This window comes from Stenotrophomonas sp. 14P6.2.3, from assembly GCF_057799055.1.
Genome location: NZ_JBYOLA010000012.1, coordinates 115,035 through 138,097, shown reverse-complemented (window position 1 = coordinate 138,097; position 23,063 = coordinate 115,035). Strand labels below are relative to the sequence as shown.

Annotated in this window: 20 protein-coding genes and 1 pseudogene; 9 read left to right on the top strand and 12 right to left on the bottom strand. The window is 66.2% G+C overall.

The features are described from left to right. From AC27VL_RS11875 to AC27VL_RS11860, 4 genes and pseudogenes are all read right to left on the bottom strand, one after another. Positions 1-583 (bottom strand): annotated as a pseudogene (locus tag AC27VL_RS11875) (hypothetical protein); the annotation flags it as partial. A gap of 199 nt (positions 584-782) precedes the next feature. Then, the gene (locus AC27VL_RS11870; RefSeq protein WP_205405172.1) at positions 783-2,060 is read right to left on the bottom strand and encodes a citrate synthase; all 1,278 of its coding nucleotides are present in this window, start codon (positions 2,058-2,060) and stop codon (positions 783-785) included. Between the two features lie 296 nt (positions 2,061-2,356). Then, positions 2,357-2,599, bottom strand: coding sequence for a type B 50S ribosomal protein L31 (locus tag AC27VL_RS11865; protein WP_010484049.1), 243 nt, complete (start codon positions 2,597-2,599; stop codon positions 2,357-2,359). Between the two features lie 87 nt (positions 2,600-2,686). Further along, on the bottom strand, positions 2,687-3,625 hold the full coding sequence (locus tag AC27VL_RS11860) for a nucleoside hydrolase (protein WP_205405173.1): 939 nt from the start codon (positions 3,623-3,625) through the stop codon (positions 2,687-2,689). A gap of 829 nt (positions 3,626-4,454) precedes the next feature. On the opposite strand from AC27VL_RS11860, the gene AC27VL_RS11855 reads away from it, so the two are divergent. Then, positions 4,455-4,865, top strand: coding sequence for a hypothetical protein (locus AC27VL_RS11855; protein ID WP_488766566.1), 411 nt, complete (start codon positions 4,455-4,457; stop codon positions 4,863-4,865). Between the two features lie 145 nt (positions 4,866-5,010). Continuing rightward, a complete protein-coding gene (locus AC27VL_RS11850; RefSeq protein WP_100553453.1) occupies positions 5,011-6,339 on the top strand; it encodes a Fic family protein in 1,329 nt (442 codons plus the stop codon). 47 nt (positions 6,340-6,386) lie between these two features. Here the strand turns inward: AC27VL_RS11850 and recG are convergent, their stop codons facing one another. The 6 genes from recG to AC27VL_RS11820 all read right to left on the bottom strand — a co-directional run bounded on the left by recG (position 6,387) and on the right by AC27VL_RS11820 (position 13,274). Beyond that, on the bottom strand, positions 6,387-8,498 hold the full coding sequence (gene recG, locus AC27VL_RS11845; RefSeq protein ID WP_488766563.1) for an ATP-dependent DNA helicase RecG: 2,112 nt from the start codon (positions 8,496-8,498) through the stop codon (positions 6,387-6,389). 7 nt (positions 8,499-8,505) lie between these two features. After that, positions 8,506-8,892, bottom strand: coding sequence for a RidA family protein (locus AC27VL_RS11840; protein WP_205405175.1), 387 nt, complete (start codon positions 8,890-8,892; stop codon positions 8,506-8,508). A gap of 183 nt (positions 8,893-9,075) precedes the next feature. Next, positions 9,076-11,238, bottom strand: coding sequence for a RelA/SpoT family protein (locus AC27VL_RS11835; RefSeq protein ID WP_488766561.1), 2,163 nt, complete (start codon positions 11,236-11,238; stop codon positions 9,076-9,078). A 106-nt stretch (positions 11,239-11,344) separates the two neighbouring features. Further along, positions 11,345-11,644, bottom strand: coding sequence for a DNA-directed RNA polymerase subunit omega (gene rpoZ / locus AC27VL_RS11830; RefSeq protein WP_005410877.1), 300 nt, complete (start codon positions 11,642-11,644; stop codon positions 11,345-11,347). 110 nt (positions 11,645-11,754) lie between these two features. After that, positions 11,755-12,417 carry a guanylate kinase gene (gene gmk, locus AC27VL_RS11825; RefSeq protein WP_033831917.1) on the bottom strand — a complete coding sequence of 221 codons (663 nt, stop codon included), beginning with the start codon at positions 12,415-12,417 and terminating at the stop codon, positions 11,755-11,757. Next, on the bottom strand, positions 12,414-13,274 hold the full coding sequence (locus AC27VL_RS11820) for a YicC/YloC family endoribonuclease (RefSeq protein ID WP_191078558.1): 861 nt from the start codon (positions 13,272-13,274) through the stop codon (positions 12,414-12,416). Before AC27VL_RS11820 ends, gmk begins: the two co-directional genes overlap by 4 nt. Before the next feature lie 122 nt (positions 13,275-13,396). Between AC27VL_RS11820 and rph the strand changes: the two genes are divergently transcribed. The 7 genes from rph (at position 13,397) to pepQ (ending at position 20,561) form a co-directional block, all read left to right on the top strand. After that, complete coding sequence (gene rph / locus AC27VL_RS11815) at positions 13,397-14,122, top strand: ribonuclease PH (protein WP_488766551.1); 726 nt, start codon at positions 13,397-13,399, stop codon at positions 14,120-14,122. Beyond that, a complete protein-coding gene (locus tag AC27VL_RS11810; protein WP_100460244.1) occupies positions 14,119-14,505 on the top strand; it encodes a VOC family protein in 387 nt (128 codons plus the stop codon). The genes rph and AC27VL_RS11810 overlap by 4 nt, the downstream gene beginning before the upstream one ends. Continuing rightward, the gene (gene rdgB / locus AC27VL_RS11805) at positions 14,505-15,101 is read left to right on the top strand and encodes an RdgB/HAM1 family non-canonical purine NTP pyrophosphatase (RefSeq protein ID WP_180165838.1); all 597 of its coding nucleotides are present in this window, start codon (positions 14,505-14,507) and stop codon (positions 15,099-15,101) included. Before AC27VL_RS11810 ends, rdgB begins: the two co-directional genes overlap by 1 nt. A gap of 58 nt (positions 15,102-15,159) precedes the next feature. After that, the gene (gene hemW / locus AC27VL_RS11800; RefSeq protein WP_257216121.1) at positions 15,160-16,386 is read left to right on the top strand and encodes a radical SAM family heme chaperone HemW; all 1,227 of its coding nucleotides are present in this window, start codon (positions 15,160-15,162) and stop codon (positions 16,384-16,386) included. 120 nt (positions 16,387-16,506) lie between these two features. Beyond that, positions 16,507-18,783, top strand: coding sequence for a DUF1631 family protein (locus AC27VL_RS11795; RefSeq protein WP_191078556.1), 2,277 nt, complete (start codon positions 16,507-16,509; stop codon positions 18,781-18,783). Then, positions 18,780-19,154, top strand: a complete 375-nt coding sequence (locus AC27VL_RS11790) for a PilZ domain-containing protein (RefSeq protein ID WP_180165841.1) — start codon at positions 18,780-18,782, stop codon at positions 19,152-19,154. Before AC27VL_RS11795 ends, AC27VL_RS11790 begins: the two co-directional genes overlap by 4 nt. A gap of 75 nt (positions 19,155-19,229) precedes the next feature. Further along, positions 19,230-20,561 carry a Xaa-Pro dipeptidase gene (gene pepQ / locus AC27VL_RS11785; protein ID WP_488766547.1) on the top strand — a complete coding sequence of 444 codons (1,332 nt, stop codon included), beginning with the start codon at positions 19,230-19,232 and terminating at the stop codon, positions 20,559-20,561. 499 nt (positions 20,562-21,060) lie between these two features. Here the strand turns inward: pepQ and AC27VL_RS11780 are convergent, their stop codons facing one another. Continuing rightward, the gene (locus tag AC27VL_RS11780) at positions 21,061-22,383 is read right to left on the bottom strand and encodes an aminopeptidase P N-terminal domain-containing protein (protein ID WP_488766578.1); all 1,323 of its coding nucleotides are present in this window, start codon (positions 22,381-22,383) and stop codon (positions 21,061-21,063) included. A 5-nt stretch (positions 22,384-22,388) separates the two neighbouring features. Then, entirely contained in the window at positions 22,389-22,937 is a 549-nt protein-coding gene (locus AC27VL_RS11775) for a YecA/YgfB family protein (RefSeq protein WP_089236676.1), read from the bottom strand. Between the last annotated feature and the right edge of the window lie 126 nt (positions 22,938-23,063).

Sequence of the window (23,063 nt, the reverse complement as noted above, 5' to 3'; positions counted from 1 at the left end):
CGTGGCGGAACAGCGAATCCACCCAGTAGTTGAGGTCGCCTTCCTGACCGCCGGCAGCCGCGGTGCCGACACCGGCAGCAGCGACGCCTGCGGTGGAGACAGCAGCGCCCGCGGTGGCACCGGCCACCTTGGCACCGGCGCCCAGCACGCCACCGATGGCCGAGGTCAGCAGACCGGCAGTGAGCAGCGTGGCCACGGCCCAGGACACAAAGCCGTGCGCGGTATCGCGGAAGTAGGTTTCATCGCCGTGGATCTGCGTCCACTTGGTGCGCAGGCGGCCTGCCAGATAGCCGCCCAGACCGGAAGCGGCCAGCGCGGTGAAGGTGAGCCACGCGACGCTGGTCCAGCCGAAGGTTTCCTTGGAAACGCCTTCGAACGACCACGGCGATACCGAGGACAGGCCGAGGCCTACACCCAGGATGAGCAGGATGAGGGACAGTGCAGCAGCGGCAACGGCGCCGGCGAAAATGGCGCCCCAGGACACCGCGCTTTCGCTTGGCGGTGGCACAACGGGAGTGGCCACCACGGTGGCGATGTCAGGACCGAGTGGATCGCGCTCGGGTAGGTCGAAACGGGTACTCATGGGTTGGATGCTCCGTATCAGTGCTGCAGGTGCAGCTAGCGTCCTGAGGCTGCGCGAGCGCTTGTGAAGCTGGTGAGACCCTTGAATCACGCGCTCTTGGCGCGGCGAACAGCGTGCCAACCAAGGTTGGCATCTACCAGAAGCAAAAAAAAACGCCCCGCAATCGCGGGGCGTCTTCAGCACAAACTACGCAGGGCGATCAGCCCTGGTAGTCGCGCACGTCGTGGCCGGTGTAGACCTGGCGCGGACGGCCGATCTTCATTTCCGGGTCGACCTGCTGTTCCAGCCAATGCGAGACCCAGCCGGAAGTGCGGCCCAGGGCGAACATGACGGTGAACATCTCGGTCGGGATCTGCAGCGCCTTGTAGATGATGCCGCTGTAGAAATCGACGTTCGGGTACAGCTTGCGGGCGACGAAGTACTCGTCCTGCAGCGCGGCCTGTTCCAGCTTCACGGCCACGTCCAGCAGCGGATCCTGCACGCCCAGCTGCTTGAGCACCTTGCCGGTCATCTCGCCGATGACCTTCGCGCGCGGGTCGAAGTTCTTGTACACGCGGTGGCCGAAGCCCATCAGGCGGAAGCCGGAGGTCTTGTCCTTGGCCTTGAGCACGGCCGACTCGACGTTGTCGGCCGAACCGATTTCTTCCAGCATCTTCAGCACGGCTTCGTTGGCACCGCCGTGGGCCGGACCCCACAGCGCGGTGACGCCAGCGGCGACCGACGCGTACGGGTTGGCACCGGTCGAACCGACCAGACGCACGGTCGAGGTCGACGCGTTCTGCTCGTGGTCGGCGTGCAGGATGAACAGCAGGTCCAGCGCCTTGACCACGTCCTGGTTCAGTTCGTACTTGCCATCGGCCGACTCGAAGGTCTGCTTCAGGAAGCGGCTGACGTAGTCCAGCGAGGTGTCCGGCTTGTTGGCCGGCAGGCCCTTGCCATGGCGGTAGATCAGCGCCGACAGGGTCGGCACCTTGGCGATCAGGCGCACGGCAGCCTGGCGGCGCTGTTCGGCGTCGGACAGGTCCAGCGAGGCATGGTAGATGCCCGACAGCTGCGCGATGGCGGCGGTCAGGATGGCCATCGGATGGGCATCCTTGGCGAAGCTGCCGATCAGGGTGTTGATCGACTCATCGACGTTGGCTTCGGCAGCCAGCTCGTCGGTGAAGGCCTTCAGCTGCTCGGCGCTCGGGCGCTCGCCGTTGATCAGCAGGTAGGCCACTTCGACGTAGCTCGACTTCTCCGACAGCTGCTCGATCGGGTAGCCGCGATACAGCAGCACGCCCTTGTCGCCGTCGATGTAGGTGATGGCAGACTTGCAGCTGGCCGTCGCGGTGAAACCGGAATCGTAGGTGAAATACCCCGTTTCCTTGGTCAGCTTCGCGATGTCGACGCAGTCGTTGCCGAGGGTGGGTTTGATGACGGGCAGAACGACCGACGTATCGCCGGCGTTGAGCGTGACCTGATCAAGATCGGACACTGTGTGCGCTCCTTCATGGGAAGGCGCCTGCCCAAGCGCATTGGTCAGGCACGTGAATGACGTCCTCGGCCTGTGCCGGGGATCAGGTCATTATCGCACAGCAGCATTTGCCGGGCGCTAGACAGAAGTCGTAGACGACAGGCAGCCGACACCCTGCCAGCGAGCGGCCGGGATCGGCAAACGCGTTGTCACAAGGACGCAGTGTTCCGTCCATCCAAACGCCCGTTGGGCAGGCGTCGGACAAAAACAAACGGCCGCGCAGAGCGCGGCCGTCGGTTCGAACCGGGTACGACGTATCAGCGCGCGTAGCGCTTCTGGAACTTGTCGATACGGCCCGAGGTGTCGATGACCTTGTGCTTGCCCGTGTAGAACGGATGCGAAGCCGAGGAAATTTCAACCTTCACCAGCGGGTAGTCGTTGCCGTCTTCCCACTTGATGGTTTCCTTCGTCGCCATGGTCGAGCGGGTCAGGATCTTGAAATCGGAGGTGACGTCATGGAAGACGACGTCGCGGTAGTTCGGATGGATATCGGCCTTCATGGGCTCACACCGTAAATGGGCTGGTGGTCAAGAGCGGCATTATAAGCACTGGTTGCCGCCCGGGGCAACCAGTGCGGGGGGCGAATCTCAGTCCGCGCCCAGGGCCTGGCGTACCAGGGCCTCGAAACGCCCCTGGTCGTAGGCCATCAGCAGATCACAATTGTCCGGCTGGCCGGTCTGGCGGTTCCAGTCGACGATGGTGGCGCCACGACTGAACGTGCCGTTCAGTTCCACATTCAGCGGCCGCGACTCGACCTGCAGCTGCCCTTCCGGGTTCAACGCCCAGGCCATGGCCAGCGCATCGGCGGTGTACCAGCGCCCGCCCTTGCTGTCTTCGGACAGGCCACGGGTCTTGCGCGAGATCAGCTCGTAGAAGCGCGCGCGATCGGAATCGGCGCCCAGCCACTGTTCGGCTTCGGTCAGCGGCAGGCCGTGGGCAACGGTGGCTTCCCAGTCCGACACCAGCAGGTGCGGGAACGCGGTGAACACCACATGCGCGGCTTCCGGATCGAAGGCGATGTTGAATTCAGCAGCGGGGGTGATGTTGCCGTGGCAGGTGACTGCACCGCCCATCACCACGATGCGCTTGATGCGCTGGGGCAGGGTCGGGTCGAGCTTCAGCGCCAGCGCCAGGTTGGTCAGCGGGCCGAGCATCACCAGCATCAGTTCGCCGGCATGTTCGTGCGACAAACGCAGGATCGCCAGCGCGGCGTGCTCGGCGTCGGCCTGGCGGCTCGGCGGCGGCAGGTCCACGTCGCCGTAGCCATCGCGGCCATGCACGTGGGCGGCGTCAACGGACGGATGCAGCAGCGGATCGGGGCTGCCGGCGAACACCGGCACGTCGGTGCGGCCGACGATGTCGCAGAGCTTGAGGGCGTTGCGGACGGTGTACTGCAGGCCTACGTTGCCGGCGGCGATGGTCAGGGCGACCACGTCATGCCGTTCATCGGCGAAGGCCATCAGCAGGGCCAGTGCGTCGTCGACACCAGGATCGGTATCGATCAACAGCGGGATCTTCTTGGTCATCGTTGCCGTCTTCAGATCGGCAACGAAGTGTGGACCGGGAAGATGACCGTTGCAAGTATGGGGGTTCGGGTTCGGCAGGGCGGCGCCCTGCACCCGCAGAGGCCGGAGCAACGGCAACGGCAAAAGCTGGGATTCCTTGGGATGGCGGGGTGGGTCCGGTTGCGGGGGACGCCGTGAATACGTCCATGTAGGCTCGGTCGCGCCTTGCTCGTGTGCGCCGTCCTGCGCACACGGCAAGACCGGGGTTGGGCGTCCTGCCCAACCCGCCCGAGGCATGCCTCGGGCCCATGGCGCTCACGCCCCCGCCACCGGACCCACCCCGCCTTCGACAGTTTTCCGCGATCTGTCGGAATGGCATGGCCTGCACTTGGTGGGTGTCGACCCTGCAGCTGTTGGTAGGTGTCGACCCTGGTCGACACAGTAGATCCACGCCATGCGTGGATGGATGTCGGAGGGATCGGGAAAGATGACGTAATCGCCCTACGCTTGCAGGGCCTCGCTGCAATTGCAGCGTTTTCGACTTTTCCAATGATTCTCATTGAAGCGACGAGGGCTGTCGTGGACATCATGAGGGGCCATCGACAACGGATGGCACGGGCTTCCAATCCCGTTTGACTTACGTTGTTTACGCTTGCCTGCCGGCGTTGCGCGCGTGTTCCTGCGTGGCGTCCGGCAGGCAATCCGTCCGTGCGCCTTTTGGCGGGCGGTGAGTGGGGGCCTCGTGCCCGCCGGCTTATCAACGTTAGTCACCGGTATTGGAACCACTCACCGTCCGCCACCCTCGCCTTCGCGTGGGTGGCCTCTTGCCTTGCGCACAAGGACTGCCGACATGACCGCATCCCGCTATCCCTTCCTGTTCGCCACGCTGGGCGATGCCGCCGCCAGCATCCCCGATGAGCTGGCGCAGGCGCTGGAAACCACCCTCGCCGCCCCCGCGACCGGACCTACGGACGACGGCTTCACCCTGTTGCGTTGCCTCAAGCGCATCCGCCAGGGCGAAGGTGCCGATGGTCAGCCGTGGCCGAGCCGCTGGCATACACCTGGCCAACGTGTGGCGCTGGCCCGCATCGACCGCGCCAATGCCGGGCTGATCCTGCTGCTGGAGATGCTGCACGCCAGTGAGCGCGTGCGCGTGGACGGCGAAGAAGTGCAGCAGATAGGCGATGACATCCGCGAGGGACTGCTGCTGGCCTGCCGTGGTTTGTCCGAATACATGGGTACGCAGTTGCCGGCAGCGTGACCAAGCGTTGGGCAGTCCCTTTCAGATCGGGGAAGACCTATCCCATGTTCGTTTACAAACATGAACAAGCTGCGATTAGAGGCGTCCTTGGCGATCTCAACGTCATTTGCTATAAAAACCTATACTCATTTTATAGAAAACAGACATGAAGCTGCCCATACCAGCGCCTGACCTGTCGACGCTTGCCCGGAAATACGTCGAGACCCTCGGGAGCATTCTCGATGCCCGGATCGGTCCTGAGGTAAACGGCGTCTACGAACATTGGGACAAACTGCGCCATAGGACGCCCCCGGAAGGCCTGAACGCGGATCAGTGGTGGCTGGGCATCGCGTGGACGCGGGCGGCGTTGTTGAAGCCCCTGCCGCAGTTGCTGGACAAGACACAGCAACCTTTCAAGCTGGCTCTCACCGACTCGATGCAACGGCGCCTGCACTACATCGACAGGGAAGCCGCAGGTTCGGTGAAGGGCGTGGACGCAGCCAGCGGCCAAGGACGGTTCCTGATCCGCTCGTTGATTGAGGAAGCCATGACCTCATCGCAGCTGGAAGGCGCCTCGACCACGCGAGCCGTAGCGAAGGAAATGCTGAGTACTGGCCGGGCTCCACGTGACCAGTCCGAGCGCATGATCTACAACAACTACATGGCGATGAACGTCATCCGCGAGCGCGGCATACGCCCCATCACGCCCACCGAAATTCTGGAACTGCACAGCATCCTCACTGACGGCACGCTTGAGCTTCCAACCGACTCCGGGCGATTCAGAACGGCCGAGGACAACGTTGCGATCTTCGACCGCGGTTCACCGCCGACGCTGCTGCACATTCCTCCTCCGGCCGAGGAAGTGCCTGCGAGGATTGAGCGGCTGTGCCAGTTCATCAATGAAGAAAGCACACCGTTCATTCATCCGGTCGCCAAGGCAATCGCACTGCATTTCCAGATTGGCTACGACCATCCTTTCGTGGATGGCAACGGGCGCACCGCGCGCGTGCTTTTCTACTGGGCGATGATGAATGCTGGGTATTGGATGACCGAGTACCTGTCTATTTCCAGCGTACTGAAGAAATCCCCGGGCAAGTACATGCGGGCTTACCTGTATACCGAGAGTGACAATCGGGATCTTGGCTACTTCGTGTCGCAGCAACTGGAGGCCATTGAGCAGTCGATCCAGGGACTGCATGCCTACATCGCCAGGAAGCATGCAGAGGATCAAGCGGCGAGGCGCATGCTTCGTACAGCTCGACTTGGCAACGGACCGCTCAATCACCGCCAGCGCGCTTTGCTCGCCAACGCACTGAAGGATCCCGATCGCACTTACACCGTGGCCAGCCACCAGGCAGCGCACACCATTACATATCCGACTGCGCTGAAGGACCTGAACGGATTGGTGACGGCCGGACTTGTCAGTAAAGAGCGCGTGGGGAAGGCGTCCGAGTATTTCGTGCTTCCTGGGCTGCCCGAGCGCTTGGCACTGTAGCTCCACGCCATGCGTGGAGGTGTGTCGAAGCAACGTGCCGCGCGCGGTCAGGCCGAGGCGTACCGCACGGCGGTACCGATCCAGCGCTGCACCACGCGATCTGCAAGCGCCGGTTGCTGCGCCAGCAGGCGTTCGGCCAGCGCATGCACACCCGGCAGCAGGCCCGCATCGCGCGCAAGATCGGCGATGCGGAAACCGGCCAGGCCGGTCTGGCGGGTGCCCAGCAGTTCGCCGGGACCGCGCAGTTCCAGATCCTTCTCGGCGATGACGAAACCGTCGTTGGTCTCGCGCATGGTCTGCAGGCGTTCGCGCGCCATCTGCGAGAGCGGCGCTTGATACAGCAGCACGCAGCGCGACACCGCCGAACCACGGCCGACGCGGCCACGCAGCTGGTGCAGCTGGGCCAGGCCCAGGCGCTCGGCATTCTCGATCACCATCAGCGAGGCATTGGGCACGTCCACGCCGACTTCGATCACCGTGGTGGCCACCAGCAGGTCGATGTCACCGGCCTTGAACGCGACCATCGTCGCCAGCTTCTCGGCCGCTTTCAGCCGGCCATGCACCAGCCCCACGCGCACGCCAGGCAGCAGCGCCTGCAGCGATTCGTAGGTGGCCTGCGCGGGCGTGGCATCCAGCTCTTCGCTTTCTTCGATGAGCGTGCATACCCAATAGACCTGCCGCCCTTCCTGGCATGCCAGGGCGATGCGCTCGATCAGCTCGGGGCGACGATCATTGTTCAGTGCAACGGTCTGCACCGGCGTGCGGCCCGGCGGCAGCTCGTCGATGGCCGATACATCCAGGTCGGCGTACTCGGACATCGCCAGCGTGCGCGGAATCGGCGTGGCGGTCATCACCAGCTGGTGCGGCACGTTGTTGCCGCCCTTGCCCTTGTCGCGCAGCGCAAGCCGCTGGTGCACGCCGAAGCGGTGCTGCTCGTCGACGATGGCCAGGGCCAGATCCTGGAACACCACCGCCTCCTGCATCAGCGCGTGGGTACCCACCACCACCTGCGCTTCGCCGTTGGCGACCTGCTCCATTACCTTCGCGCGCGCCTTGCCGGTGACCTTGCCGGCCAGCCAGGCAATGCGCACGCCCAGCGGTTCCAGCCAGCCGCGCAGATTGTTGAGATGTTGTTCGGCCAGCAGTTCGGTGGGGGCAGCCAGTGCGACCTGCTTGCCCTGCTCCACCGCCAGCATCGCCGCCAACGCGGCCACTACTGTCTTGCCCGAGCCGACGTCGCCCTGCACCAGCCGCAGCATCGGGCTGGGGCGCGCGAGGTCTTCGCGGATCTGCTTGAACACGCGCGCCTGCGCACCGGTCAACGCGAATGGCAGCTGCTTGAGCAGCGCCTTGGCCAGCTTGCCGGGGCCGGCCAGCGGCGGTGCGTGATGCGCCTGCAGCGCAATGCGCTGGCGACGCAGGCTGAGGTGGTGCGCCAGCAGTTCTTCCATCGCCAGCCGGCGCTGCGCTGGATGGGTGCCGGCAGCGAGTGCGGCCAGGTCTGCATCCGGCGGCGGCTGATGCACGGTCAGCAGCGCGCTGCGCAGCGATGGCAGGCCGAGGCCATCAAGCCAGCCGGTGGGCAGCAGTTCCAGCGTGCTTTCTTCCGGCAGGCGATCAAGCGCCTGGCCGATCAGCTTGCGCATCGTCATCGGGCCGACGCCTTCGACGGTGGGATACACCGGGTCGAGGCGGTCGCCGAGATCGGGGTCGTCATTGCGCCCCAGCACCTGGTAGCTGGGATGGACGATTTCCAACCCCAGGTGCCCCGGCTTGGGCGTGCCGAAGCAGCGCAGCCGGTTGCCGACCGCGAACTGGCCGACCTGCTGCTGGCGGAAATGGAAGAAGCGCAGCACCAGGGTGCCCTGCCCTTCGTCCTCCACCGCTACCTTCAGCATCGGCCGGTAGCGCATGCCGCGCTCGACGGCGATCACCCGCACTTCCACCTGCGCCGGAATGCCGTTGCGCAGGTCTTCGATGCGGGTCAGCCGGGTGCGGTCTTCATAGCGCAGCGGCAGGTGCAGCCACAGATCCTGCAGGGTGGCCAGGCCACGCGCCTGCAGCTTGGCGGCCACGGCCGGACCGACGCCGGCGAGCATCGCAAGCGATGCTTCACCGGACGGTGCCAGTGCCGGGGTGACCGCCGCCTTGCGTGCCACGTGGCGGTCAGTCGATGACCATCACCGCGTCGACCTCGAAGTTGGCGCCCTTCGGCAGGCCGGAGACTTCGATGGTGGAACGGGCCGGGAACGGGGCCTGGAAATAGTCCTGCATCACGGCGTTGACCTTGGCGAATTCGGCCAGGTCGGTCAGGTACAGGCCCAGGCGCACGACCTTGTCCAGCGAACCGCCAGCGGCTTCGGCCACGGCCTTGAGGTTGTCGAAGGCACGACGGGCCTGTGCTTCGACGTCACCCACGCCGACGATCTCGCCGGTGGCCGGGTCGAGCGGAATCTGGCCGGAGAAATACACGGTGTTGCCGGCGCGCACGGCCTGCGAGTACGGGCCGATGGCGGCCGGGGCCTTTTCGGTGTTGATGATCTGGCGGGACATGGGTCGCTCCGGTGCGTTGGGGGAAAACAGAGCGGTGATTGTACCGGGTGGATGCCATGCAGGCGGGGTCGGATCCGTTTCCCCTCGGGAAACGGCTCTGACCCCGTGCATGTAATCGGATCACGCGATGGGGTCAGAGCCCTCTCCGTTGGAGAGGGATCCGACCCCGGATTCGAAGCAGGGTTATTGCCGGCGAACCGCCTGCACGACCGAGAGGCGGCGCAGGCGACGCATCACTTCGGCCAGGTGGTTGCGGTCGCGTACCTGGATGTTGAACGCCAGCACTGCGGCGTTGAAATCGCGGTCCAGGTAATCCACGCGCTCGATGTTGGAATGGCTCTGCGCGATCGCCGCAGCCAGCTGCGCGAGCACGCCGGTACCGTTCTCCACTTCCACCACCAGCGAGGTGTCGTAGTCGCCAGACACCGTGGTATCCCAGCCGATCAGCACCCAGCGCTCGGGCGACTTGCGCAGTTCGGCCAGGTTCGGGCAATCCATGCGATGCACCACGATGCCCTTGCCGGCGGTGTGGTAGCCCATGATGTCGTCGCCCGGAATCGGCTGGCAGCAGCCGGCGAAGGTGACCACGCCGCGCTCGCTGCCATTGATCAGGATCTTTTCCTGCGAGCTGTGGCGCGAATGCGCGCCGCCGCGCAGCTCGGCGTACGCCATCAGCGCCTGTGCGGCCTGGGTCGGCATCCAGTTGCCCAGCGCGACTTCGGCCAGCAGGGCCTCCAGGCGCGGGAAACGATGTTCGGCCAGGAAAGCATCCAGGCGGCCCTTCGGCAGGCGCTCCAGCGAGCTGTCCATCGCCTCCAGCGCGCGGTCGAGCATGCGGTGGCCCAGCTGCACGGCATCTTCGTGCTCCAGCTGCTTGAGCTGGTGGCGGATGGCGGTGCGTGCCTTGCTGGTGACCACGAACTCCAGCCACTGCGGCTTGGGCGTGGCCGAGCGCGCGGTGATGATCTCCACCGACTGCCCCGACACCAGCTTGGTGCGCAGCGGCACCAGTTTCTTGTCCACGCGCGAGGCCACGGCCATGTTGCCGACATCGGTATGCACGGCATAGGCGAAGTCGAGCGCGGTGGAATTGCGCGGCAGGGCCAGGATCTTGCCCTTCGGCGTGAACAGGTAGACCTCGTCCGGGAACAGGTCGACCTTGACGTTGTCGAGGAACTCCAGCGAGGAACCGGCGGCACGCTGCGAATCAATCAGTTCGACGATCCAGGCGTGCGCGCGGCTCTGCGCGCTGTTGGGCGAGTCACCGCCGAACTTGTAGGTCCAGTGCGCCGCCACGCCGCGCTCGGCGATCAGGTCCATCTCTTCGGTGCGGATCTGCACTTCGATCGGCGAACCATACGGGCCGAACAGCACCGTGTGCAGCGACTGGTAACCGTTGGCCTTGGGGATCGCGATGAAATCGCGGAAGCGCCCGTCCAGCGGTTTGAACGCGGCATGCACTGCGCCCAGCGAGTGGTAGCACTGCGGCACGCCGCGCACGACCAGGCGGAAGCCGAACACGTCCATCACCTGGTCGAAGGATTTGTTCTCGTCGCGCATCTTGTTGTAGATGCTCCACGGGGTCTTGATGCGGCTGACCAGGCGGTGCTCGATGCCCTCCTTGGCCAGGCGCTGCGACAGCTGCACTTCCACCTGCGCCAGCGCCTCGCGGCGCACCACCGGCTGGCTGCGGATGTGCTTTTCCAGGATGGCATGGCGCCACGGATACAGCGCCTTGAAGCCGAGGTTCTGCAGTTCGCTCTTGACCAGGCTCATGCCCAGCCGCTGCGCGATCGGGGCGTAGATCTCCAGCGTCTCGCGGGCGATGCGGCCACGCGCTTCGCGGCTCTGCGCGCCCAGCGTGCGCATGTTGTGCAGGCGGTCGGCCAGCTTGATCATGATCACGCGCAGGTCGCGCGACATCGCCAGCAGCATCTTGCGGAAGCTCTCGGCGGCCGCTTCCTGGCGGTCGCGGAACTTCAGCTTGTCCAGCTTGGTGACGCCGTCCACCAGCTCGGCCACCGCTTCACCGAACTCGGCCGACAGCGCCTCGCGGGTCAGCGGGGTGTCTTCGATGGTGTCGTGCAGGATCGCGGCGATCAGCGCTTCCACGTCCAGGCCGAGCTCGGCCAGCACCTGGGCCACGGCCACCGGATGGGTGATGTAGGGCTCGCCCGACTTGCGCGTCTGCCCAGCGTGCGCGGAGGCGCCGACTTCCCACGCACGGCGCAGCAGCGGCAGCTGCTCGGGCGACAGGTAGTGGGCGGCGCGTTCGAGCTGGAGGACGTAATCGGGTACGGCGGCAGCGGGGACTGCGGCGACCTTGGCAGTGGGGCCTGGGTTCATGACCAAAGCCTATGCCAGCGCGACGTTTACGGCAAACCCTGAATGCGAAACAGCCCGCACGGGGCGGGCTGTTCGGCGTATCCAGCGATGACGTTGATCGATGCGATCAATCGTCGTTCTTGGACATGTCTTCGTCGGCGACCACTTCAGCGGCGGCCCACTCCAGCGCTTCGCGCTCGGCGCGCTCACGCTCGGCCTTCTCGACTTCGTCGATCAGCGCGTTGTCGATCTTGCGGGCAGCGATCTCGCGCAGCGCCAGCACGGTCGGCTTGTCCTCGGTCTCGCTGTTGTCCAGCGTGGCCTGCACGCCATTGGCGAGCTGACGGGCGCGCTTGGAGGCCATCATCACCAGCTCGAAACGGTTGTTAACGACTTCCAGGCAATCTTCTACGGTAATGCGGGCCATACGGGCTCCCGGCGACCGGTCGGCCGCTCAGTCGAATGAGGGAAAGGGGACGGAGTGTACTGGCAGGGGCTGGACAAAATCAAGCCAACCCCCACCGGACCCTTTAGGAATCAATCAGTTGAACTCGCATCCGGGGTCAACAGGGCCTGGATCAGGCCGGCATGGCGGACCTTCTGGGCGTCCCGGCGCAGGCGGCTGGCGGTGAAGATCGCGCACAGTTCGTCCACGGCGGTGTCGAACACTTCATTGACGATGACGTAGTCGAACTCGTTGAAGTGCAGCATTTCATCGCGGGCAGCACCCAGACGCTGGGCGATGACCGCCTCGCTGTCCTGGCCGCGCTTGCGCATGCGGTCCTGCAGGGCCTGCTTGGACGGCGGCAGGATGAACACCGTCACCGTGCCCGGCACCAGCTGGCGCACCTGCTGAGCGCCCTGCCAGTCGATCTCCAGCAGCACGTCCTGGCCGGCGTTCAGCTGCGGCTCCACCGACTGCCGGGCGGTGCCCTTCCAGTCGCCATGCACCCAGGCGTGTTCGAAGAAGTCGCCGGCGGCGATCATCTCCTCGAACTTCTCCGCGCTGACGAAGTGGTAGTGCTGGCCGTTCACTTCACCCGGGCGCATGGCCCGCGAGGTGAAGGAGATCGACAGCGCGATCTGCGGGTCGCGCGCCAGGGTGGCGTTGACGATGCTGCTCTTGCCGGCGCCGGAGGGCGCGGCCACGATGTACAGCGTGCCGCGTGCGATCGCGGCCGGGGGCGTGGAAATGCTCATTCGATGTTCTGCACCTGCTCGCGGATCTGGTCGATCAGCACCTTCAGCTCGACGGCGGCATTGGACGTGCGGCTGTCCACCGACTTCGAACCGAGCGTGTTGGCCTCGCGGTTGAACTCCTGCAGCAGGAAGTCCAGGCGGCGGCCAACCGGCTCGCGCTGCTTGAGCACACGGCGGATCTCGACGATGTGGCTGGACAGGCGATCCAGCTCCTCGTCCACGTCCAGCTTCTGCAGCCACATCACCAGTTCCTGCTCGGCGCGGCCCGGATCGACCGGATGCGGCAGGTCGGCCAGGCGGGCGGCGAGCTTGGCGCGCTGGCCGTCGCGGATGGCTGGAATCAGCGTACGGACCTCGGCGGCGATGCGCTCGATGGCATCCACGCGCTCGGCAATCGCGGTGGCCAGCGTATTGCCTTCACGCTCGCGGGCGGCGATGAAGCTGTCCAGCACCTGGTCCAGCAGCGCCAATGCTTCAACCTGCAGGGCTGCGGCATCGGTGGCCTCGCCCTGGGTGACGCCGGGCAACTGCAGCAGGTCGGTGAAGCTGACCTGCAGGTTGGGGAAATCGGAGGTCAGCCGGTGTGCCAGCTGGCCCAGCTGGCCCAGCAGCACCTCGTTGATCTGCAGGCTGGCAGCCGATTCCGGCGCGCGCAGGCGCATCACCAGATCCAGCTTGCCACGGCTCAGGCGCGCGGAAATGCGCTCGCGCAGCTGCGGTTCCAATGCGCGCAGTTCCTCGGGCAGGCGGGTGCCCACTTCCAGGAACCGGTGGTTGACCGAGCGCAGCTCGCAGCCCAGCGTGCCCCACGTGGTGGAACGCTCGCCGCCGGCATAGGCCGTCATGCTTCGAATCATGGATGTATCCGGTGCTTGCAAAGGGGGAATGGTACCCTAGCGGTCTCTTTTGAGCCCCTTTCCCCGCCCCGTGAAGGCCGCGGGGATGGCGGCGTACTCCCTTTCCCAACGGAACCTGCCCCATGTCCGATTTCCGCCCCAGTGGCCGTCAGCCCGATCAGCTGCGCCCGGTCGTCATCCAGCGCGGTTTCACCCGCCACGCCGAAGGTTCGGTGCTGGTCTGCTTCGGTGAAACCCGCGTGCTGTGCACGGCCAGCATCGAGAACCGGGTGCCGGGCTTCCTGCGTGGCAAGGGCGAAGGCTGGGTGACCGCCGAGTACGGCATGCTGCCGCGCGCCACCCACACCCGCAGCGACCGCGAAGCCGCACGCGGCAAGCAGGGCGGCCGCACGCTGGAGATCCAGCGCCTGATCGGCCGCAGCCTGCGTGCCTGCGTGGACCGCAACGCACTGGGCGAACGCATCATCACCCTGGACTGCGACGTGCTGCAGGCCGACGGCGGTACCCGCACTGCTGCCATCACCGGCGCCTACGTGGCCCTGGTCGATGCGGTGAACGTGCTGATGAAGCGCGGTGACATCAAGCGCAACCCGATCCTCGGCGCGGTGGCGGCGGTGTCGGTCGGCGTCTACCGCGGCACCCCGGTGCTGGACCTGGATTACGCCGAAGACAGCGACTGCGACACCGACATGAACGTGGTGATGAACGATGGCGGCGGTTTCATCGAACTGCAGGGCACCGCTGAAGGCCATGCCTTCCGCCGTGACGAGCTGGATGCGCTGCTGGGCCTGGCCGAAAAGGGCGTGACCGAGCTGCTGGCCGCGCAGCAGGCAGCGCTGTCGGCATGAACCGGCGCATTGCCCTGACCACCCTGGTGGTGGCCGACTACGACGAAGCCATTGCCTGGTACACCGGCAAGCTCGGCTTCCAGCTGCTGGACGACATCGACCAGGGCAGCAAGCGCTGGGTAGTGGTCGGCCCGACCGATGGCAGCGCTGCCGCCCTGCTGCTGGCCCGCGCCAGCAACGACGAACAGCGCAGCCGCATCGGCAACCAGACCGGCGGCCGCGTCGGCTTCTTCCTCAACACCGATGACTTCCGCCGCGACCACGCGGCGATGCTGGCCGCCGGTGTCGAATTCCTGGAAGAACCGCGCGAAGAACCCTACGCCACCGTCGCGGTGTTCCGCGACCTGTACGGCAACACCTGGGACCTGTTGGAGCCCCGCTGATGAAGAAGCTTGTCCTGGCCAGCCACAACGCTGGCAAGCTGGTGGAAATGCAGGAAATCCTCGCCGACCTGCCGCTGCAGATCACTTCGGCCGCCGAACTGGGCCTGGGCGATGTGGAAGAGACTGGCCTGACCTTCGTCGAGAACGCGCTGCTGAAGGCGCGCGCCGCCTGCGAAGCGACCGGCCTGCCGGCGCTGGCCGATGATTCGGGGCTGATCGTCGATGCCCTCGGCGGTGCGCCGGGTCTGTACAGCGCGCGCTATGCGGGCCACCCGACCAATGCAGCGGCCAACAACGCCAAGCTGCTGGAAGCAATGGCCGACATCGCCGATGGCCAGCGCAGCGCCCGCTTCTATGCGGTGATCGTGCTGCTGCGGCATGCCACCGACCCGCAGCCGCTGATCTGCGAGGGCCGCTGGGAAGGGCAGATCATCCGCGAACTGCGCGGCAGCAACGGCTTCGGCTACAACCCGGTGTTCCTCGATACCGCCCACGGCCTGACCGCTGCGGAAATGGAACCGGCGTTGAAGAATGCCATCAGCCATCGCGCCATCGCCCTGCAGCAGCTCAAGCAGCAGCTCGCGGCCTGGCTCTGATACCCCATCCGATCAACACAGGGAAGCCGGCCCGCGGCCGGCACTACCGATGACTGCCATGCCGCACGACCACGACCACGATCACTGCAACCACCTGCCCGGCGAGTCCTGCGACCACGACACCCCGCCACGTCTGGTGCCGCCGCCGCTGGCGCTGTACGTGCATCTGCCGTGGTGCGTGCGCAAGTGCCCATACTGCGATTTCAACTCGCACCAGGCCAAGGGCGAACTGCCCTTCGATGCCTACATCGATGCGCTGGTGCGCGACCTCGATCAGGACCTGCCGCTGGTCTGGGGCCGGGTGGTCAGCAGCGTGTTCTTCGGTGGCGGCACGCCCAGCCTGTTCCCGCCGGAAGCCATCGACCGCTTCCTGCAGCAGGCCAGCGCGCGTCTGCGCTTCGCGCCCAATGCCGAGATCACCCTGGAAACCAACCCGGGCACCGCCGAGCACGGCCGCTTCGACCGCTACCGTGCGGCCGGGGTCAACCGCCTCAGCTTCGGCATCCAGAGTTTCGATGATGCGATGCTCAAGCGCCTGGGCCGCATCCACGACAGTGGCGAGGCCGAGCGCGCGGTGAAGATGGCGCAGGACGCGGGCTACGACAATTTCAACATCGACCTGATGTACGCCCTGCCGGAGCAGACCCTGGCCGGTGCCGAGGCCGACCTGGAACGCGCGTTCGCGTTGCAGCCGACCCACATCTCGCACTATCAGCTGACCCTGGAACCGAACACCGTGTTCTTCGCGCGGCCACCGCAGGGCATCCCCGATGAAGACAATGCCTGGGACATGCAGGAACACTGCCAGGCGCTGCTGGCGCAGGCCGGTTTCGGCCAGTACGAGGTGAGTGCCTACGCCCGCCCCGGCCGGCAGAGCGCGCACAACCTGAACTACTGGCGTTTCGGTGACTACCTCGGCATTGGCGCCGGCGCACACGGCAAGATCAGTTCCGGCGCCGAGGAGCACGTTCTGCGGCGCTGGAAGCACAAGCACCCGCAGACGTTCATGGATACCGCAGGCACGGCCGCATCGTTCGGCGGCGACGAGGTGATCGCCGCCGATCGCCTGCCGTTCGAGTACATGCTCAACCTGCTGCGCCTGCACGAAGGTTTCAGCCTGCGCGACTTCGAATCGCGGACCGGCCTGGCCCGCAGCGTGCTGGACGTTCCATTGGCCGAAGCGGTGCAGCGCGGTTGGCTGCTGGTGGCGGACGGGTACGTGCAACCGACCGAGCTCGGCCGGCGCTTCACCAACGATGTGGTCAGCCTGTTCCTGGAAGATTGATCTGCCTGCGGCGCGGCCATGGAAGGCCGCGCTGAATGAATCTGCCGCTAAAGTAGCGCCGTCACCGGCCGACACGGTAGATTCCAAGTTCGATACGCGGGAATCCGGACCCCCTCGCCGATGTCTGCTGTCTTCTCTCTTTCCAGTGCCGACACTGCCCGCCTGGCCGCGGCCGACCTGCCGCCGCGTGTACGCGAGCTGCTGGGCGCGTTGATCGGCCTGTGCCACCAGGCCCTGACGGCACCGCTGATCCTCACCGTGGAAGCGCTGGAGCAGACCCTGCTGCATGACGCCGACCATGCCCGCAACCCGCAACAGCAGGCTGACCTGCTGGGCCAGCGCGGGCAGCTGCATGCGTTCGCCGGTCACTTCAGCGACCGCATGCTCGATGCACTGGCTGATGCGCTTGCGCGGCTGCGTGAACCGGCCGCCGCGGTCGTGGCCGCCGTCACCCCACCGCCGTTGCCCGGCATGCTGGGGTTGACCCTGGTAGCCGAGCATGAGGTCGACCGCGACCTGCTGCTGACCGAAATGGTGCGCCGGGAAACGCTGCGTTCGGCCAACGCCTTGAACCTGCTCGGCCAGCGTCTGGGTGTTGTTGCCGGCGCGCCGGCCTTTGAAGCCGATACCCTGCCCCTGGCACCGCAGGCCCTGTGCGCAATGGTGCGCAAGCTGGCCGAACAGGATGCCCTCAGCGCCGACGTCCAGATGGCGCTGTACCGCAGTTTCGAGCGGCAGGTACTGGAACGGCTGGGCAATGTGCTGGACCGTGCCAATGCGTTGCTGGCGCAGCACGGCATCCTGCCAGGCCTGGTCTACACCCCATACCTGGCGCGTTCTTCCAGCACCCGCCGGATCATCACCCAGTCGGTCGGCAGCGGACGCAGCGGACGCCCGTCACCGCGCGTGCCCACGCCGATGACCGGCTGGGGTGGCTCGGCACCGGCCGGCTCGTGGTCGACATTGATGCAGGACGCCTTCGCCGATGCCGCTGCGCCCGGCGCCTCGGCCGGGCTGACGGTACCGGCCAACAGCGTGCTGCATGAAATGCTGCAACGGGCACGGCCGACCCCGCAACCAGCGGCCGATCCCGCTGCCCTGCCCAGCGCAGCGGTTGATGCCGTGCTGGCGCGCCTGCAGGGCCAGGCCAGCGCCGCCAGCGCCATGACCGATCTGCAGGCCGCCGTGGTCGCCCAGCTGCGCAGCGAACATGGCGCGCAGGCCAGCCTTGGCAGCCACGACCGTGACAATCTTGATCTGCTGCGCCTGCTGCTGCAGCAGGTACAGCAGCAGCAACGTCCGGACCCGGTGCCGGCCGCGCTGCTCGCGCGCCTGCAGGTACCACTGGCGCGCGCAGCGATGGCCGATCCCGGGTTCTTCGTTCGCGACGAACACCCGGCACGCGAACTGCTCAACCATGTCGCTGAAGCCGGCGCCAGCTGGCTCGGCGATGACGATGTCGATCCGCAGCTGCTGCAACGGCTGGCGCAGAGCGTGCAGGGTCTGCTCGGCCAGGATGCACGCACGCCCGAGGCCTTTGCCACCGCCAACGAAGAAATACAGCAGCACCAGCGTGCCGCCGCGCACCGCGCCGAACTGGCCGAACGCCGTCACGTGGAAGCCGCACGCGGCAAGGAACGGCTGGAACTGGCGCGACGCCAGGCCAATGCGCAGATCGACCAGTGCTGCGACACGCAGGAACCGCCGCGCTTCGTGCAGACACTGCTGCGCCAGGCCTGGGCGGACGCATTGACGCTGACCCGCCTGCGCCACGGTGATGATTCGCCGCAATGGCAGGAGCGCCTGCAGCAGACCGAACGCATCGCGGCGATCACTGCCGAGGCCGCCAGCGAAAGCAGCGTGACCGATGCTCCGCTGGCCGCCGAGGTTGAATCGGCCCTGCTGCAGGTCGGCTACCACGCAGAGGAAGCCGCAGCCGTCGCGCGCCGCCTGTCCACACCCGGTGGCGAAGATGAAAGCACCTCACGCACCGAACTCAGCGCGCGCCTGAAGGCGCATGCGCGTCTGGGCGAACACGCAGGCGCACAGCCCTTGGCAAGCGATTCCGCACCGCGCAGCGAGGCCGAGGAGGCCTGCTACCAGCAGTTGTGCGCGCTGCCCTTCGGCAGCTGGTTCGATATCGATGACGGCGAAGGCACTCTGCGTCGCCAGCGCCTGTCTTGGTACAGCCTGCTGACTGGCCATGTGCTGTTCGTCAACGCGCGTGGGCAGAAGATCGGCGAAACCACCCTGGATACGTTGGCCCGGCAGATGAGCGCCGGACGCGCGCAGCTGGTCACCGAAGACAAAGGCCGTCTGGTCGACCGCGCCTGGCAGGCCAGCCTGAGCGCACTGCGCACGCTCGCCGGACGTCGCCCACAGGAGCCCAACGCATGAGTACGCAACCGCCCCTTGATACCCGCCGCGCACCGCGACGGCAGGTCTCCGACCTGGTGCCGGTGACCGACCAGATGCGCGACTGCGTGGTTGGACGCCTGGGCAACGTGTCCGAGACCGGCATGCTGATGCTGGCCAGCGCCGCGCTGCGCGACGATGCGCTGTATCAGTTGCGCTTCCCGTTGCCGTTGGCCGATGGTCGCAGCGAGGTGATCGATGTCGGCGTACACCTGCTGTGGAGCGAACCGGCGCATGCGCCCGGCCAGAGCTGGGCAGGCTTCCGCTTCCTGACCCTGTCACGCGAGCATCGGCAGCAACTACGCCTGTGGATCGGCGAAGACAGCGACGAGGCACCGGTTTCGACGGGCTGAGTGCCGGTTCCGGCACAGCGGAGTGCGTCGGTATCCGGCAGAATCTAGGGCCGTTTTCCGTGTCGAGCCACCGCAATGATCCAGCAAGACCCCGGCGCCCTGTATCCCGACCACCTGGCCGTGCTGTGCCGACGCGCCGAGCAGGCGCTGGCACGCGGCGGCTTCGACCACCTGGTGGTGCCCAGCGGCACCCTGCACTACCAGGTCTTCGACGACCGTGACTACCCGTACGCGGTCAACCCGCAGTTCAAGGCCTGGCTGCCGCTGACCCGGGTGCCCAACAGCTGGATCGTGTTCACCCCGGGCAAGCGCCCGGCGGTGATCTTCCACCAGCCGTTCGACTACTGGCATGTAGTGCCGGATGCACCGAGCGGCTGGTGGGTCGAGCACTTCGACATCCACGTCATCCGCACGCCCGAGGAAGCGCTGGCACTGCTGCCGTCCGACCCGGCGCGCTGCGCGATCCTGGGTGAACCGCAGAGCGCGCTGGGCGCGTATGTGCCCAACAACCCCGCGCCGGTGGTGAACTACCTGGAATGGCATCGCGGCAGCAAGACGCCGTATGAAATCGCACTGATGCGCCAGGCGCAGGTGCTCGGCGTACGCGGCCATCGCGCAGCCGAAGCGGCGTTCCGCAATGGCGCCGACGAGTTCAGCATCCACATGGCGTACTGCCAGGCCGTGGGCCAGGACGCCACTGAACTGCCGTACGGCAACATCGTGGCCCTGAACGAACATGCGGCAGTGCTGCATTACACCGAACTGGGCCGCAAGGCACCGCAGCCGCTGCGCAGCTTCCTGATCGACGCCGGCGCCAGCGCGCATGGTTATGCCAGCGACATCACCCGCACCTACGCCGCCGCCGGCCATGACGAGTTCGCGGCAATGATCGAAGCCGTCGATGCCGCGCAGCAGACGATGTGCGCAGCGGTGCGCCCGGGCTTCGACTACAAGCAGCTGCATGTTGATGCGCATCTGTCGCTGATGGGCGTGCTGAAGGACTTCGGCGTGATCAGGGTGTCGCCGCAGACTGCGCTGGAAACCGGCGTCAGCGCCGCGTTCTTCCCGCATGGCATCGGCCATCTGATCGGCCTGCAGGTGCATGACGTGGCCGGTTTCGCGGCCAGCGACGAAGGCGGCCGCATCGAGCGCCCGGCGGGTCATCCGTACCTGCGCCTGACCCGCGTACTGGAACCGGGCATGGTGGTAACGATCGAGCCGGGTTTGTACTTCATCGACATGCTGTTGAACGAAGTGAAGGCTGCCGGCCATGGCGATGCGATCAACTGGGATCGTGTGGACTTCTTCCGCCCGTACGGCGGCATCCGCATCGAAGACGAAGTGCTGTGCACTGATGGCGAGGCGGACAATCTGACGCGGCCGGTGTTTGCGGCGGCGAACGGCTGAGCCCCTCGTGGTTGGTCGCGAAACGCATCGAGACTACTGAGGCTTGGCCGGGCGGGTGAGCTGCGCAGGGGACGCCGTAAATACGTCCCTGTAGGCTCGGGCGCGCCATCCATGGCGCTTACGCCCCTGCGCAGCCCACCCGCCCGGCCACGGACAGTTTCCGTGCGCGGCCAGCCACGGAAGAAAGAAAGAAAAGCAAAAGCGGGTCGCTCGCTGCGCTCGCTCTGTGTCGACCAAGGTCGACACCTACCAACGGCCGCGCGTCCCAACAACCGCGCGTTCCAACAATCGCCGTTACCAACAGCCGCAGGAATCTGTCAGAGGTGGGGCGGTGTGGGTGGGCAGGACCGTTGGCGCCATGGATGGCGCCATCGAGCCCCCATGGATGGGTTTACGGCGTGTCCTGACTACCCACACCGCCCCGCCATCCCACGCAATGCCGCTCTGGCTTTGGCTGTTGCCTCTGCAGGTGCAGGGCTGCAAGCCCTGCCGAAAATCCTTATCCCGCCATCAACGCTTCGATCTCGTCGGCGCTGCGCTCCAGGCCCTCGGTCAACACCCGATGCCCGTCGTCGGTAATCAGCACGTCATCTTCGGTACGGATGCCGATGCCGCGCCAGCGCGGTTCCACCGTCGTATCGTCCACGCCGATGTACAGCCCCGGCTCGATGGTGAATGCCATGCCCGGCTCCAGCAGGCGCGAATCGCCGGCCAGGCGGTAATCGCCTACGTCGTGCACATCCAGCCCGATCCAGTGCCCGGTCTTGTGCCGGTAGAAACGCTGGTACAGCCCTTCGGCAAGATTCTTTTCCAGCGTGCCCTTCAACAGGCCCAGCTGCAGCAGCCCCTCGGTGAGGGTCTGCACCGCCGCCAGATGGCCCATTTCGTACGCTACGCCCGGTTTAGCCTGGGCCAGTGCCGCCGCCTGCGCCGCGCCCACCAGATCATGCAGCGCGCGCTGCTCGGCACTGAAACGACCGTTGACCGGGAACGTACGGGTGATGTCACTGGCATAGCCGCGGAACTCGGCACCGGCGTCGATCAACACCAGTTCGCCGTCGCGCGAACGCGCGTTGTTGTCGCGGTAATGCAGGACGCAGGCGTTGCGGCCGGCGCCGACGATGCTGCAGTACGCAGGCACCGCGTCATTGGCGCGGAACACCCGCTCCAGCTCGGCCTGCAGTTCGTACTCGTGGATGCCGGCCTTCGCGGCCTGCATGGCGGCACGATGCGCCAGCGCGCTGATATCGCCCGCGCGCTGCATCAACGCCACCTCGGCACCGGACTTGAACAACCGCTGCTCGTGCAGCAGATGGCCCAGTTCCAGGAACTCATGCGGCGGCTGCGCACCGTGGCGCACCTGCGATCGTACGCGGTTCACCCAGCCGATCAGCTTCAGGTCGAAATCCGCATCGCGGCCGAAGTGGTAGTACACCCGCGACCGCCCTTCCAGCAGGCCCGGCAGGATGTCGTCCAGATCGGTGATCGGGTAGGCATCGTCCATCGCGTACTGCGCCACAGCGCCTTCCTGGCCGGCGCGACCGCCATCCCAGGCTTCGCGCTCGGGATCGCGCTCGCGGCAGAACAGGATGGCTTCGCCGTGGCGGCGACCGGGAATCAGCACCAGTACCGCTTCCGGCTCCGGGAAGCCGCTCAGGTACTGGAAATCCGAATCCTGCCGGTACGGATAATGGGTATCGAGGCTGCGCACCTTCTCCGACGCCGCCGGCAGCACCAGGATCGCGTCTTCGCCCGCCATGTCCATCAACTGCCGGCGACGACGCTTGTACTCGCCGGCAGCGATGCCGGTGCGCTGCTTGATATCCATCAGTTCAGGCGCTGCCGATGGCGCGCGGCCAGCACCACGTCACCGTGCAGCAGCAGCACCGCCACCCGGATGAACTCTTCGATCTCCGACAGGGCTTCGTCGTCATCGTCACCGCCGGCTTCGAAGTCCTCGCTCGAGGCACGGGCCAGGCTGGCCAGGTCGTTCAGTGCCTCCTCGCCTTCTTCGGACAGGGTCGGCCGGTGGCCGCCACTGCCCAGGCCGAAGCCGCCCAGGAAAGAACGGGTCCAGCTGAACATGGCGTCCGCCTGCGCGGCCACGTCGCTGCTGTCGGTCAACAGCAGCTCGAAGGCGAAGTCACGGTCTTCCAGCTGCTTGATGGTGGCTTCCAGCAGCTGCGCCAGCGCACTGTCGGCAGCTACCTGCGGCAGATTGTCGTCGGCCAGCACGCGCGCCGGCCAGTCATTGCCGGGGGCACCGCCAGCGGCCAGCCAGCCGCACAGCCCGCCATGCAGCTCGGCAGCAGTGGCGCCCAGGCCCAGTTCCTGGCTGGCGCGGGTAACGTCGTCGACGGAGGGAAGTTCGGTCATCGTGCGGCTCGTTCGGAAGGGAAACTGCGGAGCGCGCACGCGCGCGCCCGTGAGCCGGGTAGTGTAGCAATCTGTCCGCCTGCGCTTCGTGGCCGCCGGGGCCTGCTGCGACAGTGCTTGACCGCC

What these genes read in the sequence shown, in the direction of transcription:
- AC27VL_RS11865 (WP_010484049.1), bottom strand. Translation starts at nt 2,599, where the DNA reads ATGAAGGCCGATATCCATCCGAACTACCGCGACGTCGTCTTCCATGAC.
- AC27VL_RS11860 (WP_205405173.1), bottom strand. Translation starts at nt 3,625, where the DNA reads ATGACCAAGAAGATCCCGCTGTTGATCGATACCGATCCTGGTGTCGAC.
- AC27VL_RS11855 (WP_488766566.1), top strand. Translation starts at nt 4,455, where the DNA reads ATGACCGCATCCCGCTATCCCTTCCTGTTCGCCACGCTGGGCGATGCC.
- AC27VL_RS11850 (WP_100553453.1), top strand. Translation starts at nt 5,011, where the DNA reads ATGAAGCTGCCCATACCAGCGCCTGACCTGTCGACGCTTGCCCGGAAA.
- AC27VL_RS11840 (WP_205405175.1), bottom strand. Translation starts at nt 8,892, where the DNA reads ATGTCCCGCCAGATCATCAACACCGAAAAGGCCCCGGCCGCCATCGGC.
- AC27VL_RS11835 (WP_488766561.1), bottom strand. Translation starts at nt 11,238, where the DNA reads ATGAACCCAGGCCCCACTGCCAAGGTCGCCGCAGTCCCCGCTGCCGCC.
- rpoZ (WP_005410877.1), bottom strand. Translation starts at nt 11,644, where the DNA reads ATGGCCCGCATTACCGTAGAAGATTGCCTGGAAGTCGTTAACAACCGT.
- gmk (WP_033831917.1), bottom strand. Translation starts at nt 12,417, where the DNA reads ATGAGCATTTCCACGCCCCCGGCCGCGATCGCACGCGGCACGCTGTAC.
- AC27VL_RS11820 (WP_191078558.1), bottom strand. Translation starts at nt 13,274, where the DNA reads ATGATTCGAAGCATGACGGCCTATGCCGGCGGCGAGCGTTCCACCACG.
- rph (WP_488766551.1), top strand. Translation starts at nt 13,397, where the DNA reads ATGTCCGATTTCCGCCCCAGTGGCCGTCAGCCCGATCAGCTGCGCCCG.
- AC27VL_RS11810 (WP_100460244.1), top strand. Translation starts at nt 14,119, where the DNA reads ATGAACCGGCGCATTGCCCTGACCACCCTGGTGGTGGCCGACTACGAC.
- rdgB (WP_180165838.1), top strand. Translation starts at nt 14,505, where the DNA reads ATGAAGAAGCTTGTCCTGGCCAGCCACAACGCTGGCAAGCTGGTGGAA.
- hemW (WP_257216121.1), top strand. Translation starts at nt 15,160, where the DNA reads ATGCCGCACGACCACGACCACGATCACTGCAACCACCTGCCCGGCGAG.
- AC27VL_RS11795 (WP_191078556.1), top strand. Translation starts at nt 16,507, where the DNA reads ATGTCTGCTGTCTTCTCTCTTTCCAGTGCCGACACTGCCCGCCTGGCC.
- AC27VL_RS11790 (WP_180165841.1), top strand. Translation starts at nt 18,780, where the DNA reads ATGAGTACGCAACCGCCCCTTGATACCCGCCGCGCACCGCGACGGCAG.
- pepQ (WP_488766547.1), top strand. Translation starts at nt 19,230, where the DNA reads ATGATCCAGCAAGACCCCGGCGCCCTGTATCCCGACCACCTGGCCGTG.
- AC27VL_RS11775 (WP_089236676.1), bottom strand. Translation starts at nt 22,937, where the DNA reads ATGACCGAACTTCCCTCCGTCGACGACGTTACCCGCGCCAGCCAGGAA.